Consider the following 16079-nt stretch of genomic DNA (forward strand, 5'->3'; position numbering starts at 1 on the left):
GGATATTACCCACGAGTAACCTTCGTGCCAATCGCGAGGAGCGCCGTGACAGGGCAACTCGCTGACTGTACGGTTAGCGAATGACCGGCACGATCCGGAAGACCCTGCCCGGAGTGGCCTACCACTCCGACGAGACCTACGCCGTCGACCGGGAGCGGGTCTTCTACCGCAACTGGATCTACGTCGGCCGCGCCGAGCGCGTGGCGAAGCCAGGCGCGTGGCTGCGGGTCGAGATCGCCGACGAGAGCATCCTCGTCGTGCGCGGCAAGGACGAGCAGCTGCGCGGCTTCTACAACGTCTGCCGCCACCGCGGCTCCCGGATCTGCGACGACGAGCAGGGCGAGGTGCGCAGCCATCTCCGCTGCCCCTACCACGCGTGGGGCTACGCGCTCGACGGCACGCTCGTGACCACGCCGATGATCGAGAAGGACGAGATCGACCGCGAGTCGACCTCGCTCTGGCCGGTCCACGTCGACGTCTGGGAGGGCTTCGTCTTCGTCAACCTCTCGCGCGAGGAGCCGCGCTCGCTGGTGGAGCACCTCGCCGACCAGCAGGACGACCCGCTCAGCCTCGGCCGGTTCGGCCTGGCCGACCTCCGCATCGCTCGGATCACCGTCAACGAGGTCCAGGCCAACTGGAAGATCGTCATCGAGAACTACAACGAGTGCCTGCACTGCCCGACGATCCACCCGGAGCTCGTCGCCGTCGTCCCGGCGTACAAGCGGGGCGACATCTTCGAGGACGGCCGCCACGACGGCGGCGTCTCGCTCGCCGACGGGCGTACGGCGATCGTCGACGACCCGCGGCTGCGGCTGCCGCTGCTGCCGGGCTTCCACCAGGCCGGCGGCCAGGGCAGCCAGGGCGGCGATCCGGAGTCCTACTACGGCGCCGGCGTCTACCCGACGATGTTCCTCGACGTCGACGGGTCGAGCTGCCTGGCCACCGCGGTCTTCCCGACCGGGCCGCAGAGCTGCCGGCTCGTGACGGAGTACCTCTTCAGCCCCGAGGCGATCGCGGACCCGGCCTTCGACCCGTCCCCGGTCGTGGAGTTCAACGAGCGGGTGACCCGGCAGGACAACGAGGCGTGCGAGCGGGTGCAGCGCGGCGTCACCTCACGGGCCTTCGACCACGGCGTCTTCCCGGCAAAGGACTCCTGGGTCCACGGCTTCGACCAGCGCTACCTGCGCGACGTCACCTGACCGTCAGCCACGACGCGGGCGTCGAGCGCCAGCACCCCCGAGGGGCCGGCCAGCACCGGGTTGAGCTCGAGCTCGACGAGCTCGGGATGGGCGGCCGCGACGACCGAGACCCGGCTGACCAGGTCGGCCAGCGCATCGAGGTCGACCGGCGCCCGACCCCGGACACCCGCGAGGACCGCGGCGCCGCGCAGCGTCAGCAGCAGGTCGCGGGCCGCGGCCGGCGTCACGGGCGCGATCGCGCAGGCCGTGTCGCCGAGCACCTCGGTCAGGACGCCGCCGAGCCCGACCATGACCACGGGCCCGAACGTGCGGTCGCGCACGGCGCCGACGATCAGCTCGACCCCGACGTCGAGGTCGGCCATCTCCTCCACAGAGACCGCGGGCGGAGCCAGGCGCGCGACCAGGTCGTCGTACGCCGCCTCCGCGGCCGCGCGGTCCGCCAGGCCCAGGACCACGCCGCCGCCCTCGGACTTGTGCAGCCGGCCGGTCGCCTTGAGCACGACCGGGTAGCCCATCGCCGCCAGGGCACGGTCCAGCTCGCCGGCGTCGGTCACCGTGCGCTGGGTCGGGAACGCGATCCCGACGTCGGCGAAGAGCGCCCGCGCCGCGTCGTACGACGTGGCGGCGACGGGCGGCCCGGGCGGCGGCAGCGGCTCGGCGAGTCCCGACGGCGAGCGCTCGCACAGCCCGGCGAGCACCGCGCAGGCTCGATCGACGTCGCGGTGGACGGGGATCCCGGCGGCGCGCAGCAGCTCGGCCGACGGGCTCGTCGGGTGGATGGTCTGCACGACCAGCGGCTTGTCCTGGGCCGCGACGCTCGCCGCCATCCGCGCCGCCGCCGCGAGCTCGGGCGCGGTGAGGTTGGACTGCTCGGTGGAGTAGCCGCCGAAGAAGCCGGTGAGGAGGACTCCGTCGACCTGGCCCGAGGCGAGCAGCAGCTCGACGCCGCGGGCATAGCTGGCCACGTCCTGCTCCCCCGCCCCGGCGAGGTCGACCGGGTTGCTGACGGTGGCCTGGCCCCAGAGGGCGGCCGCGAGGTCGTCGGTGAGCCCACTCGTCAGCGCCGGGGTGCTGAGCCCGGCTGCCGCGAGCGCGTCGGCGGCGACGGCGCCGTGCCCACCACCGTCGGTGAGGATCGCGACCCGGCGGCCGGCCATCCGGCGGGGTGCGCGCAGCGCCACCAGCAGGTCGGCCAGCTGCGTCGGGTGGTCCACGCGGTGCGCACCGGACGCCGCGCAGGCGGCGTCGACCACCATCGACGAGCTCGTGAGCGACCCGGTGTGGGAGGCCGCGCCGCGGATGGCCGCCTCGCTGCGCCCCGGTGCGAGCAGGACCAGAGGCTTGCCGGCGTCCCGCAGCGCGCGGGCGGCTTCGAGGAACGCGCGGCCATCCCCGACGTCCTCGGTGTAGACCGCGACCGCGCGGGTCCCCGCGTGGTGGACGCAGGCGCGCAGGAAGTCGACGAGCCCCAGGTCGGCCTGGTTGCCGAGCGAGACGAACCGCGAGACGCCGAGGCCCCGGTCGGCGAGCAGCCCCGCGAGGTCGAGCACGAGGTTGCCGCTCTGACTGAGGACGGCGACGTCGCCGGGCGGCAGCTCGGCGTGGGCGAGCTGCAGGCCGGAGCCGGTGTCGACGATGCCGAGGCAGTTGGGCCCGAGCAGGACGGCTCCGCCCGCACGGGCGACCGCGAGTGCCTCGGCCTCGAGCCGCGCGCCCTCGGCGCCGGACTCCGCGAGCCCGGCCGTGATCCCGACCAGCGCCCGGGCGCCGGCCGCCACCGCGTCGGTCACCGCGGCGACGAAGCCGCCGGCCGGCACGCAGAGCACGGCCAGGTCCACCCGTTGCTCGGCGGCCGCGGCGGCCGCCACCGCCGAGGGGTACGTCGGCCGGCCCAGCACCTCGCCGCCGCTGCGGTTGACGAGCAGCACGGTCCGGTCGCCCGGCGAGGAGAGGGCACGGCGGCTGAGGATGTGGCCCCACTTCGCGGAGTCGGCGCTGGCGCCGACGATCGCGACCGTCCGGGGCGAGAAGAGCGCGTCCAGGGGCCCGGCCATCGGGCCGGGCGACGCCGGCCCCGGTGACCCTTGACGCCTCATCGGGGCGACCCTAGCATCGCCTGACTGATTGACCAGTCAGATTCACGGAGGTCGCGTGCCGGACAGCAGGAGCCCCAGGAACCAGCGCGAGCAGGCGGCCGCCGACGCACGCGACAAGATCCTGGCCGCCGCGGCGGAGGTCATCGTGCGCGACGGCCTGGCCCAGGTGCGGATGGCCGCGATCGCCCGGACGGCGGGGGTCTCCTCCGGGCTGCTCCACTACCACTTCGACACCAAGGAGCAGCTCTTCGGCGAGGTGCTGCGCTACTCCCACGCCGTCTCCGCCGAGCTCAACCAGCTCGCGATGGACAACGCCGGCGAGGACCCGGCCGAGCGGCTGTCGTCGTTCCTCGACCGGTGCCTGCCCAGCGACCACCAGCGCGCCGACGAGTGGCTGCTCTGGCAGGAGCTCGCGCTGCTCTGCATCCGCGACCCGCACCTGGCGAAGGTGGGCACGGACCTCTACGAGGACCTCTACGTCACCGTCGCCGACATCGTCCGCGAGGGCGTCGCCACCGGGGTGTTCACGACCACGCTCGACCCCCGCTTCCTGGCCGAGACGGCGGTCGCACTCACCGACGGCCTCGGCGAGCGCGTCCTCGCCCGCGACCCCAACCTGGGGATCGAGGAGGCCCGGGCCGCGATCGCCACCGCGGTGGGGATCCTGGTCGGTCACGACGGGCCGTTGCCGGCCCCGACGCCCTTCCGAGGCGGGGCCGAGGCGTGACCCGGCGCCCCGGCCTCGAGCTGCCCCGCCCGACCCGGCGGGGCCTCCTGGCCGGCGGCCTCGCGCTGGGCGCGTCGATGACGCTCCCCGGCTGCGCCTACATCCGCGACGACGCCCCGACCGACGCGCCGCTCCCGGAGTCCGCGAAGGCCGAGATCGACGGCGACCTCGTCTACTTCAACTGGGCCGACTACCTCGCGCCGAGCGTCGTGAAGGGCTTCGAGCAGGAGTACGGCGTCAAGGTCATCGAGTCCAACTACGACTCGATGGAGGGCATGTACGCCAAGCTCGCCGCGGGCAACCAGTACGACGTGGTCTTCCCGATCGCCAAGTGGGTGGTCAAGCTGCGCCAGGAGGGGAAGGTTCGGCAGATCGACCACGACCAGCTCGAGAACGCCCACCAGGTCTTCTACTCGGGCTCCTACTTCAACAACCCCTGGTACGACGCGGGCTCGAAGGTCTCGATCCCCTTCACCGTCTACAAGACGGGGATCGGCTGGCGCACCGACCGGGTCTCGTCGATGACCGGCAGCTGGAAGGACCTCTGGAACGACGAGGCCCGCGGCCACATCTTCACCCTCGACGACCAGGACGAGGCGCTGGCGATGGCCGCGCTGCTGCTCGGCTACGACGTCAACACGGCCGACCCGTCCGAGCTCGGCGACATCAAGGACCTGCTGATCAGCCAGAAGGACTACCTCCGCGCGTACTCCTCCGACGACATCAACAACATGATGAGTGGCGACGCCTGGGTCCACCACATGTGGAGCGGCGACGTCCTCTACCTCCGCCAGGGGCTGGCCGACGACCCCACGACGTTCGACTTCGAGGCGCCGAGCGAGGGCGTGCCGATCAACTCCGACACCTACGTCATCCCCACCAACGCCAAGCACCCCGGCACCGCGATGGTCTTCATCGACTACCTGCTGCGTCCCGAGAACGCCATCAAGAACATGCACTACCTCTACTACCCCTTCCCGGTGAAGGACGCGCTGCCGGCGTTCGCGGAGCTGGCCAAGGACGTGCCGGCCTGCAACGTCGAGATCTCCGACCTCGAGAACGAGAACGTCTTCCGGCTCCTCAGTGCCGAGGAGACGCAGCGCCGCGCGGCGGTGTGGACGGAGGTGAAGGCGAGCTGATGTCCGAGGTGGCGGTGAAGCGGCGATCGGCCCAGCGAACCTCGCTGTGGGGTTGGCTGCTCGCGCTGCCGACGGCCTGGATGGTCGCGTTCTTCGTGTCCAGCATGGCGATCATCGTGCTGCTCTCCTTCGGCCGCACCACCAACGACGGCTACCCCGTCTTCGCCACCAGCACCGCCAACTACCGGGCGATCTGGAACGAGGTCTACCTCGAGCTCTTCCTGCGCTCCCTGACCTACGCCGTCGCGACGGTGGTCATCTCGGTGCTGATCGCCTACCCGGTCGCCTACACGATCGCCCTGCACGGCGGCCGCTACAAGAACGCCCTGATCGCGGCGATCGTGGTCCCGTTCTTCGCCAGCTACCTCGTCCGGATGTACGCCTGGAAGGCGCTGCTCTCCGACGACGGCCTGGTCAACAGCGGGCTGCGGCACTCCGGCCTGACCGACGGAGTCACGTTCCTCAACACGCCGTACGCCGTGGTCGGCGGGCTGGTCTACGGCTTCGTGGTCTTCACGATCCTGCCGGTCTACGCCTCCCTCGAGCGGCTCGACACCTCGCTCATCGAGGCCGGCAAGGACCTCTACCACAGCCCGATGCGCACCTTCTTCACCGTCACGCTGCCGGCGACGCGGGCCGGGCTGTACGGCGGGGTGCTGCTGGTCTTCCTGCCCGCGCTCGGCGACTTCGTCAGCGCGCAGCTGCTGGGCGGCGCCAACACCTACATGATGGGCAACCTCGTCCAGCAGCAGTTCGCCGAGGGACAGAACTGGCCGCTGGGCTCGGCGCTCACCGTCGGCATGATGGCCGCCCTGACCGTGCTGATGGTCGCCTACCTGCGCGCCACCTCGACCCAGAGGCGTGAGTCCTAGTGGCGACCCGGAGGCTGGAGCGGAAGCCGGCACTGGCTGTCGCGATGACGGCGGTCTTCTTCGCCTGGCTCTACCTGCCGATCCTGGCGGTGGCGCTCTTCAGCTTCAACGACAAGAAGTCGCTCTCGGCGTTCTCCGGCTTCAGCCTGCGCTGGTACGACGACCTGGTCCACAACAGCGCGCTCCTCGACTCGCTGATCGCCAGCCTGAAGATCGCGACCGTCTCCACGGTCGGGTCGCTCGTGTTCGGCACGATGCTCGCCCTCGGCCTCGAGCGGGTGACCTCACGACGGGGTCGGGTGATCGGCGCGGTCACCCTGCTGCCGCTGGTGACCCCCGAGATCGTGACCGGGGTCGCCGCGCTGCTGCTCTTCACCGGGATCGGGCTGAAGCTCTCGATGACCACGGTGATCCTCGCCGAGATCACCTTCTCGATCGCCTACGTCACCGTGATCGTGCGCGGGCGCCTGGCCGGCATCGCCGGCGAGGTCGAGGAGGCCGCGCGCGACCTGGGCTGCACGCCCTTCCAGGCGGTCCGCCTGGTGACCCTGCCGACGCTGCTGCCGGCGCTCATCGGCGCCGGGCTGCTGGTCTTCGCGCTGGTCTTCGACGACTTTGTGCTCGCGTTCTTCACCACCGGCGTCGACCCGCAGCCGCTGCCGGTGCGGGTCTACTCCTCGATCCGCTTCGGCGTCTCCCCCGCCATCAACGCGATCGGCACCCTGATGCTGCTCGCCTCGGCGCTGCTGATCGTTGCCGCCCTGTGGGTGCCGCGCCTCTTCCACCGCGGCACCTCGAGCCTCGACCTGATCACGGGAGGTGACCCACGGTGAGCACACCCCCGAGCCCACCCCCGAGCACGCCCTCCGTCTCCCTGCGCGGCCTGACCAAGGACTTCGCCGGCGCGACCGTCGTCGACCACCTCGACCTCGACATCGCCAGCGGCGAGTTCTTCTCGCTCCTCGGCCCCTCGGGGTGCGGCAAGACCACGACGCTGCGGATGATCGCCGGCTTCAGCGACCCGACGTCCGGGACGATCCTCGTCGACGGCGAGGACGTCACCGGGACGCCGCCGCACCAGCGCGACGTCAACACGGTCTTCCAGAGCTACGCCCTCTTCGAGCACCTCGACGTGCGCGGCAACGTCGGCTTCGGCCTGCGGCGCAAGGGCATCGACCGGCGCACGATCGACGACCGCGTCGGCCGGATGCTCGAGCTGGTCGAGCTCGGCGACCGCGCACGGGAGAAGCCGGCCCGGCTCTCGGGCGGCCAGCGGCAGCGCGTCGCCCTGGCCCGCGCCCTGATCAACGAGCCCCAGGTGCTGCTGCTCGACGAGCCCCTCGCCGCCCTCGACCTCAAGCTCCGGCACGCGATGCAGGCCGAGCTGAAGGCGATCCAGCGCGAGGTCGGCATCACCTTCCTCTTCGTCACCCACGACCAGGACGAGGCGCTCAGCATGAGCGACCGGGTGGCGATCATGAACAACGGCGTCATCGAGCAGTGCGGCGCTCCCGAGGACGTCTACGAGCGGCCGACCTCGGTCTTCGCCGCGGGCTTCATCGGCACCAGCAACCTGATCAGCGGCACCTGGTCACGCGGCTGCGTGTGCGTCGCCGAGAGCCTGGCGATCCCGGTGCCCGGCCACCAGGACTCGGCCGAGGGCGACGCGGTCAGCCTGACCGTCCGGCCCGAGAAGATCTGGCTCAGCGACCTGACCCCGCAGATGTTCCGGGTGCCCGGCACGATCGTCGCCACCAGCTACCACGGGGCCACGACGCAGTACGTCGTCGCCATCGCCGACGGCCTCAGCCTCACCGTCCTGGAGCAGAACCTCCCGCGGATGCGGGCCGACGACCGGTGGCAGGCCGGCGACCGGGTCGAGCTCGGCTGGCTCCCCGAGCACACGGTGGTCCTGCGATGACCGACGTCGTCGTCGTGGGCGCCGGTCTCGCCGGGCTCGCCGCGGCCCGCGACCTCGAGGCCGGCGGCGCCCAGGTCACCGTCCTCGAGGCGCGCCCCCGCGTCGGCGGCCGGGTCGAGCAGGTCGAGCTGCCCGACGGGCGCCGGGTCCAGCTCGGCGGCGAGGTGGTCGGCAACGCCCACACCAGCTACCTCGGCCTCGTCGAGGAGCTCGGGCTCACGCTCGCCCCGTCGTACGTCGCCGAGCCGGGCGAGATCACCCGCCAGGTGCCCGAGTCCGTCGACGTCGGCGACTGGCCGTCGTGGTGCACCGAGGCCGATCGCGCGTCGTACGACGAGGTGCAGGCCGCGCTCGCGAAGGTGCATGCCGCCATCGATCCCGACGACCCGTGGTCCTGCCCCGACCTCGAGCGGCTGGACCGGCTCAGCGTCGGCGACTGGCTGCGTGAGGTCGGCGCGACCGCGAACGTGCTGCGGCTGTGGGAGCTCGTGCACCTGAGCCTGTCCGACGGCTCCGTCGAGCGGCAGAGCCTCTTCGCCTACGCCCGCAAGACCGTCGTGGGCGGCACGACCGGCAGCTACGACGTCGAGCAGTGGGAGAACCTCCGCGTCGCCGAGGGATCCGCCACCGTCGCGCTGACGATGGGCGCGGCACTGCGCGACCTCCGGATCGACACCCCGGTCCGCAGCATCCGGATCGGCGCGGGCGGCAGCACCGTCACGACCGCCGCCGGCGAGGAGATCCATGCGGACGCGGTCGTCCTCGCTGTGCCGTCAGGCCCGGCGCGCGACATCGACATCCAGGGCGTCAGCGACGCGCGGCTCACCTCGCTGCGCCGGCAGCGGCACGCGTGGGCGGCCAAGTTCGTCGCGGCGTACGACGAGCCCTTCTGGCGCGAGCGTGGCCAGAACGCGCTGTCGGAGAGCGAGGGCGTGCTCGGCTCGACCTGGCCGCAGCAGCGGGGCGTGCTCTCGGCGCTGGTGCCGCCGGAGCGGTACGCCGCCTTCGTCGCCACCGACCCGGAGACCCGGACCCGGGAGGCGCTCGACCAGGTCGCACAGATGTTCGGGCCGGAGGCGCGGTCGCCGCTGCAGACCTGGACCCGGCTCTGGGGAAGCGACCCCTGGACGCAGGGCTACGTGACCAATTGGCGGCCCGGCGACGTGATGGCGGTCGGGCCGCTGCACGGGACCCACGAGCCGCCGTTCTACGTCTGCGGCTCCGACCAGTGGGTCGCCGGCTACATGGAGGGCGCCGTGCGCACCGGTCGAGCCGCGGCCGCCGCGGCGCTGACGGGAGGACACTGATGGACTTTGGCCTGACCGACGAGCAGCGCAGCATCGTGGAGGTGACCCGCGCGTTCGTCGAGCGCGAGCTCTACCCCCACGAGGAGGAGGTCGAGCGCACCGGCGTGCTCCACCCCGAGCTCGCCGCCCAGATCCGCGAGAAGGCCCTGGCGGCCGGCCTCTACGCCGCCAACATGCCGGAGGAGGTCGGCGGCGCCGGCCTCGACACGGTCACGTGGGTGCTCTACGAGAAGGAGCTCGGGCGGGCCAGCTACGCGCTGCAGTACACCGGCGTCGTACGCCCCTCGAACATCCTGCTCGCCGGCACCGAGGAGCAGCGCGAGCGCTACCTCTACCCGTGCGTGCGCGGGGAGAGGATCGACTGCCTCGCGATGACCGAGCCGGGCGCCGGATCCGACATGCGCTCGATGCGCACCCGGGCCTCGCGCGACGGCTCGGCTCCGGACGCGGGCTGGCGGATCCGGGGCACCAAGCACTTCATCAGCCACGCCGACGAGGCCGACTTCGTCATCCTGGTGGCGGTCACGGGAGCCGACGACGCCGGACGGCCGACGATGTCGACCTTCCTCGTCGACCTCGACACCCCGGGGTTGACGGTGCACCCCGGCTACCGCAACGTCTCGCACCGCGGCTACACCAACTCGATCCTCGACTTCGACGACGTGCGGGTCGGGCCCGAGGCGCTGCTCGGGGAGGTGGACAAGGGCTTCGAGCTCGCGGGCACCTGGCTCGGCTCGACCCGGCTCCAGGTCGCCGCCTCCTGCCTCGGCCGCGCCGAGCGCGCGCTCGGGCTCTCGGTCCAGCAGGCCGCCACCCGCGAGCAGTTCGGCCAGCCGATCGGCCGCTTCCAGGGCGTGGGGTTCAAGCTCGCCGACATGGCCACCGAGCTGCGGGCGGCCGAGCTGATGACCCTCTTCGCCGCGTGGAGGTACGACCAGGGCACGGCCACCGACGCCGACATCGCCATGGCCAAGGTGAAGGCGACCGAGATGCTCGCGATGGTCTCCGACGAGGCCATCCAGATCCATGGCGGCATGGGCCTGATGGACGAGCTGCCTCTGGAGCGGATCTGGCGGGACGCCCGGATCGAGCGGATCTGGGACGGCACCTCGGAGATCCAGCGGCACATCATCAGCCGCTCCCTGCTGCGCCCGTTGGGGGCCTGAGATGGACGAGGACCTGAGCGACGTCGTCCGCACCCGCATCGAGGACCGCGTCCTCGAGGTGACCCTCGACCGGCCGCCGGCCAACGCGATCGACCTGCCGACCAGCCGAGCGATGGGCGAGGTCTTCGCGTCGTTCCGCGACGACCCCGACCTCCGGGTGGCGATCGTGCGCACCGCGGGTGAGAAGTTCTTCTCCGCCGGCTTCGACCTCAAGGCCGCGGCCGACGGCGCCGCCGTCCAGGGCGAGTACGGCGTGGGCGGCTTCGGCGGGCTCCAGGAGCTGCCCGACCTCAACAAGCCGGTGATCGCCGCCGTCCACGGCATGGCGGTCGGCGGCGGCTGGGAGCTCGCGCTGTCCTGCGACCTGATCTACGCGTCCGAGGCCTCGCGCTTCGGCCTGCCGGAGATCAACGCCGGCACCCTCGCGGACGCGGCGACCATCAAGCTGCCCAAGCGGATCCCGTACCACGTCGCGATGGAGCTGCTCCTGACCGGACGCTGGATGTCGGCGGACGAGGCCGCCCGCTGGGGCGTCGTCAACGAGGTGCTGCCGGACGAGGAGGCGCTCATGGCCCGCGCCTGGGAGACGGCGCGGCTGCTGGCCGACGGCCCACCGCTGGTCTTTGCCGCGATCAAGGAGACCGCCCGCGCCGCCGAGTCCCTGCGGTTCCAGGCGGCCATGGACCTCGTCACGTCGAGCGACCTGCCGACGGTCGCGACGCTCTACAGCTCGGAGGACGAGCAGGAGGGCTTCCGGGCCTTCGCCGAGAAGCGGAAGCCCGTGTGGAAGGGGCGCTGACCTCAGCGGCGACTCTGGCGCGGAAGCCGTCGGGGGATGCAGGATCCGGATCGTGACCGACACCGACCGCACCCGCCTCCCGCTCGACGTCGACACCACCACCCGGCCGATCCGGCCCGTCGAGGCTCCGCCACGGTCCCCCCACGTGGTCGTCGTGCTCGTCGACGACATGGGCTTCGGCGCGTCCTCGCCGTACGGCGGCCCGTGCGAGATGCCCACCGCGCAGCGACTGGCCGACGAGGGCCTGCGCTACAGCCGGTTCCACGTGACCTCGCTGTGCTCGCCGACCCGGCAGGCGCTGATGACAGGGCGCAACCACCACTCGGTCGGCATGGGCGTCACGAGCGAGATGTCGACGCCGGAGCCCGGCTACCACGGGTACCGACCGGCCAGCGCGGCCACGATCGCGCAGATCCTCAGCGGCAACGGCTACTGCACGGCGGCGATCGGCAAGTGGCACCAGACCCCGCCGGTGGAGGTCAGCCCGTCCGGCCCGTTCCCGCGGTGGCCGATGGGCGAGGGCTTCGACTACTTCTACGGGTTCATGGGCGCGGAGATGAACCACTGGTACCCCCAGCTCTACCAGGGCCGGTACGCCGTCGAGCCCGACCGCCTGCCGGAGGACGGCTACCACCTCTCGGAGGACCTGGTCGAGAAGGCGATCTCCTGGATCGAGAACCAGCAGGCGATCACCCCCGAGCGGCCGTTCTTCACCTACGTCGCGTTCGGCGCCACGCACGCGCCCTTCCACGTCGCACCCGAGTGGCGGGACAGGTACGCCGGACGCTTCGACGAGGGCTGGGACGCGCAGCGGGAGGCGACGCTGGCCCGGCAGAAGGAGCTCGGGATCGTCCCCGAGACGACCGACCTGGCCCCGTGGGCGGACGGCGTGCCGCGCTGGGACGAGCTCGACGACACCGAGCGCCGGGTCGCCGCGCGGTTCATGGAGACCTACGCGGGCTTCGCCGAGCACACCGACGCGCAGGTCGGCCGGCTCGTGGACGCGCTCGACGACATGGGCGTCCTCGACGACACCCTGATCTTCTACCTGCTCGGCGACAACGGGGCGTCCGGTGAGGGCGGGCCGCGCGGGACGTTCCGCGAGCACCTGGTCGGCCACGGCATCCAGGACGACACGGCCGACATGGCCGCCCGGCTGGACACCCTGGGCGACGCCTCGACGTACGCGATCTACCCGGTCGGCTGGGCGCTCGCCATGAACACGCCCTACCCGTGGACCAAGCAGCTCGCCCATCTCGGCGGCACCCGCGACGGGATGATCGTGCGCTGGGGCAACGGGATCCGGGCACGGGGGGAGATCCGCCACCAGTGGCACCACGTCATCGACGTGCTGCCGACGATCCTGGAGGCGGCCGGCGTACCCGCCCCGGCGGCGTACGGCGGCGTCGAGCAGCAGCCGATCGAGGGCACCAGCCTGGCCTACACCTTCGACGCCCCGGACGCCGACGACCGACGGTCCACGCAGTACTTCGAGATGATCGGCAACCGCGGCGTCTTCCACGAGGGCTGGACGGCGGTGACCCGCCACGGCATCCCCTGGGAGATGGTGGCCACCTCGAAGCGACCCTTCGACGAGGACGTCTGGGAGCTCTACGACCACACCAGCGGCGACTGGAGCCAGGCCCACGACGTCTCGGCCGAGCACCCGGAGAGGCTGCGCGAGCTGCAGGAGCTCTTCCTCCGCGAGGCCGAGCGCTACCAGGTCCTGCCGCTCGACGACCGGGTCACCGAGCGCGAGAACCCTGACGTCGCGGGCCGGCTCGACCTGCACAAGGGTCGCTCGACGCTGTCCTTCGGCCCGCGCGTCGGGCGCTTGACGGAGGAGGCCGCCCCGAACGTCAAGAACCGCTCGCACGTGATCACCGCCGACCTCGAGGTGGTCACCGGCGTCAACGGCGTCGTCGTCGCGCAGGGCGGCCGCTTCGGCGGCTGGTCGCTCTATCTCGTCGGCGGGGTCCCCCACTACGCCTACAACTTCGCCGGCCGCGACCTCACGGTGGTGCGGGGCGGCAAGCCGATGCTGCCCGGGCGGCACGACCTGGTCGTGCGCTTCGAGTACGACGGCGGACCGCCGGGCAGCGGTGCCCACGTCACCCTGGAGGTCGATGGCGCACCGGTGGGCTCGGGCCGGGTCCCGGTGACGACGGCGTACTACTTCTCCTTCGACGAGACCTTCAACGTCGGCGTCGACCGCGGGACTCCGGTGATCGACGACTACCTGCCGGTCCGCAACGCCTTCGAGGGACTCATCCACCGGGTGCGCTTCGACCTCGGGGCGGTCGGCGAGGAGGTCACCGACGAGGACGCCGCCCGCGCCCACCTGACCCACCAGTGACGGGCGGGTGAGGCTCAGCGACCGGTGAGCTCCGTCGCCCCGGCGACGGCCAGGGCGCCGAGGGCGGTGAACCGGCGCGCGGTGATCCGCTCCGGCGGCCCCCAGATGCTCACGACCGCCACCGGGCGTCCACCCGAGTCGAGCACGGGAGCGGAGACGCCCCATGCCGACTCCTCGAACTCGCCGCGGCACACGGAGAAGCCGCGCTTGCGGGTGCGGGCGAGCTCCTCCCCGAGCGCTGCCCGCGAGCCGATGGTCGCCGCGGTGAACCGCTCCAGGCGGCCCCCGGGCGGCAGGTTCAGCAGCGCCCGGACCTCGTCGTCGCCGGACCAGGCCAGCAGCACCTTGCCGGTCGAGGTGGCGTGCAGCGGGACGGGCTGCCCCTGGAAGGAGACGGACACGATCGCGCCGCCGACCGCCTCGGCGACGTAGACCAGCGCCCCGTCGCGGAGCATCGCCAGCGCGGCGGTCTCGCCGGTCTCCTTCGCGATCCGCTGCAGCACCGACCGCGAGGCGCGGACCAACGAGGTGCTGCTGGCCTGGCCGGCCAGGTCGACGAGCCCGAACCCCAGGGAGTAGCGACCCGTGCGGCGGTCGAGGCTGACCAGCCGCTGCTGCTCCAAGGTGGTCAGGATCCGCCACGTGGTGGTGCGGTTCAGGCCCACGGTCGCCGCGAGCGAGGACGCGGTCGCGTCGGTGCCGGCCGCCGCCGCGACCGCGCGGAGCAGCGCCGCAGCCCGCTCGACGGACTGGACCATCCCCGATTCACGGGAACTTGTGGTTGCGGAAGACACAACTTGTTGCGTATTGCGAGACAAAGGCGAAACCCTTCTCTTTACCCATTGACCCCGTCTCGGGACCTCTTTATGTTCCCTGCATCACCTTCGACGTCGTTCGGATAGTGAAACAGAGGAGTCACAACGTGAACCAGCCTCGCAACTCCCTCAGTCTCTCCCGGCGCCAGCTCCTCCGGTACTCCGGTATCGGCGCCGCGGCCGTCGCCGGCAGCAGCTTCCTCGCCGCGTGCGGTGGCGACGACAGCGGAGGCGGCGGCGGAGGTCCGCAGAGCTCCGGCGGCGTCCTGATCCACGGCGCGACGGGCGGCGGCAGCAAGGACACGCTGGACCCGCACGCCCCGGTCACCAACCCGGACATCGCCCGGGTGAGCAACCTCTTCGAGCCGCTGCTCTTCTGGAACAACAACTACGAGCTGGAGCCCGCGCTGGCCGAGTCCGTGGAGGCGTCGAAGGACAGCAAGACCTGGACGGTCAAGCTGCGCCAGGGGGCCACCTTCCACAACGGCAAGCCGGTCACGGCCGAGGACGCGTGGTTCAGCATCCAGCGCGTCGCCAACCCCAAGGGCCCGCTGTCGGCCGGTGGCCAGCTCTCCCAGATCCTCGACTTCCAGTCGACCAAGGTCGTCGACGACAGCACGCTGCAGCTGGTGCTCAACACGCCGTACGCGCTCCTCGACTCGCTGCTGGCCGAGTACACGCTCGGCATCATCCCGACCGACTTCGACGTCAACAACCCGGTCGGCACCGGCGCGTTCCAGTTCAAGTCGTTCGAGCCCGGCAAGAGCAGCACCTTCACGAAGTACGCCGACTACTGGGGCGACGCGGCGTTCGTCGACGAGCTCCAGATCCAGGACTTCGCCGACGACAACGCCAAGGTCAACGCGCTGCAGGCCGGCCAGATCCAGACCGTCGACAACCTGCCCTACAACCTGATCGACACGATCAAGGGCGCCGGCGGCGGCGTGCTGATCGCCGAGACCGGCGCCTGGGTGCCGTTCACGATGCGCGTCGACGTCGCTCCCTTCTCCGACAACCGGGTCCGCCAGGCGATGCGCCTGATCGTCGACCGCCAGGCGATGATCGACCAGACCCTGAGCGGCTACGGCTCGCTGGGCAACGACCTCTACGCGCCGTTCGACGCGGCGTACGCCAGCGACCTGCCGCAGCGCGAGCAGGACATCGAGCAGGCCAAGTCCCTGCTCCAGCAGGCCGGCCAGGACGGCCTCCAGGTCGAGCTCTTCACCGGGGCCGACATCGGCTCGGTCGCCCCGGCCGCGGCGAACCTCTTCGTCGAGCAGGCCAAGCAGGCCGGCGTCGACGTGAAGGTCACCAAGAAGACGCCGTTCTACGACGACGACTACCTGTCCTACCCGTTCGCGCAGGACTTCTGGAACACCCGCAACTACATCCCGCAGGCGGTCGTCGGCACCTTCCCGCCGAGCCAGGGCGGCACCTACAACGAGACCCACTGGGACAACGCCAAGCACCGCGACCTCGTCAACGCCGCCGCCAAGGAGCTCGACGAGACCAAGCGGAACGACCTGCTGCACCAGGCGCAGGAGATCGAGTACGACGAGGGCGGCCTGATCATCTGGGGCTTCCGCAAGCAGGTCGACGGCTACGGCGCCAACGTCCAGGGACTCGAGCCGAGCAAGTACCTCCCGCTCGGGTCGTACAAGTTCAACAAGGTGTCGGTCTGA

At 71.5% G+C, this 16079-nt stretch carries 13 protein-coding genes; 11 read left to right on the forward strand and 2 right to left on the reverse strand.

Features of this window, described 5'->3' with window-relative positions; translation table 11 throughout:
• Positions 1-80: 80 nt before the first annotated feature.
• Positions 81-1199, forward strand: coding sequence for an aromatic ring-hydroxylating oxygenase subunit alpha (locus K8U61_RS06125; protein WP_224122108.1), 1119 nt, complete (start codon positions 81-83; stop codon positions 1197-1199).
• Here the strand turns inward: K8U61_RS06125 and K8U61_RS06130 are convergent.
• Entirely contained in the window at positions 1178-3295 is a 2118-nt protein-coding gene (locus K8U61_RS06130) for an acetate--CoA ligase family protein (RefSeq protein WP_224122109.1), read from the reverse strand. The two genes, K8U61_RS06125 and K8U61_RS06130, sit on opposite strands and share 22 nt — an antisense overlap.
• A gap of 55 nt (positions 3296-3350) precedes the next feature.
• On the opposite strand from K8U61_RS06130, the gene K8U61_RS06135 reads away from it, so the two are divergent.
• The 9 genes from K8U61_RS06135 to K8U61_RS06175 are packed head-to-tail and all read left to right on the forward strand — an operon-like array spanning position 3351 to position 13582.
• Positions 3351-4022, forward strand: coding sequence for a TetR/AcrR family transcriptional regulator (locus tag K8U61_RS06135; protein ID WP_224122110.1), 672 nt, complete (start codon positions 3351-3353; stop codon positions 4020-4022).
• Positions 4019-5161 carry a polyamine ABC transporter substrate-binding protein gene (locus K8U61_RS06140; RefSeq protein ID WP_224122111.1) on the forward strand — a complete coding sequence of 381 codons (1143 nt, stop codon included), beginning with the start codon at positions 4019-4021 and terminating at the stop codon, positions 5159-5161. Before K8U61_RS06135 ends, K8U61_RS06140 begins: the two co-directional genes overlap by 4 nt.
• Positions 5161-6033 carry an ABC transporter permease gene (locus K8U61_RS06145; RefSeq protein ID WP_224122112.1) on the forward strand — a complete coding sequence of 291 codons (873 nt, stop codon included), beginning with the start codon at positions 5161-5163 and terminating at the stop codon, positions 6031-6033. Before K8U61_RS06140 ends, K8U61_RS06145 begins: the two co-directional genes overlap by 1 nt.
• Positions 6033-6866, forward strand: coding sequence for an ABC transporter permease (locus K8U61_RS06150; RefSeq protein ID WP_224122113.1), 834 nt, complete (start codon positions 6033-6035; stop codon positions 6864-6866). The genes K8U61_RS06145 and K8U61_RS06150 overlap by 1 nt, the downstream gene beginning before the upstream one ends.
• Positions 6863-7954: an ABC transporter ATP-binding protein gene (locus tag K8U61_RS06155; protein ID WP_224122114.1), complete on the forward strand. Its 1092-nt coding sequence runs from the start codon at positions 6863-6865 to the stop codon at positions 7952-7954. Before K8U61_RS06150 ends, K8U61_RS06155 begins: the two co-directional genes overlap by 4 nt.
• Entirely contained in the window at positions 7951-9261 is a 1311-nt protein-coding gene (locus K8U61_RS06160; protein ID WP_224122115.1) for a flavin monoamine oxidase family protein, read from the forward strand. The genes K8U61_RS06155 and K8U61_RS06160 overlap by 4 nt, the downstream gene beginning before the upstream one ends.
• Complete coding sequence (locus tag K8U61_RS06165) at positions 9261-10427, forward strand: acyl-CoA dehydrogenase family protein (RefSeq protein ID WP_224122116.1); 1167 nt, start codon at positions 9261-9263, stop codon at positions 10425-10427. The genes K8U61_RS06160 and K8U61_RS06165 overlap by 1 nt, the downstream gene beginning before the upstream one ends.
• Before the next feature lies 1 nt (position 10428).
• Positions 10429-11226 (forward strand): enoyl-CoA hydratase-related protein, encoded by a 798-nt coding sequence (locus K8U61_RS06170; protein ID WP_224122117.1) that lies wholly within the window; start codon positions 10429-10431, stop codon positions 11224-11226.
• A gap of 52 nt (positions 11227-11278) precedes the next feature.
• Entirely contained in the window at positions 11279-13582 is a 2304-nt protein-coding gene (locus K8U61_RS06175) for a sulfatase-like hydrolase/transferase (RefSeq protein WP_224122118.1), read from the forward strand.
• 14 nt (positions 13583-13596) lie between these two features.
• Here the strand turns inward: K8U61_RS06175 and K8U61_RS06180 are convergent, their stop codons facing one another.
• A complete protein-coding gene (locus tag K8U61_RS06180; RefSeq protein ID WP_224122119.1) occupies positions 13597-14340 on the reverse strand; it encodes an IclR family transcriptional regulator in 744 nt (247 codons plus the stop codon).
• A gap of 164 nt (positions 14341-14504) precedes the next feature.
• Here K8U61_RS06180 and K8U61_RS06185 point away from each other — a divergent pair, with 164 nt between their 5' ends.
• Positions 14505-16079: an ABC transporter substrate-binding protein gene (locus K8U61_RS06185; protein WP_224122120.1), complete on the forward strand. Its 1575-nt coding sequence runs from the start codon at positions 14505-14507 to the stop codon at positions 16077-16079.

It is taken from the genome of Nocardioides mangrovi, from assembly GCF_020073815.1.
GTDB lineage: Bacteria > Actinomycetota > Actinomycetes > Propionibacteriales > Nocardioidaceae > Nocardioides > Nocardioides mangrovi.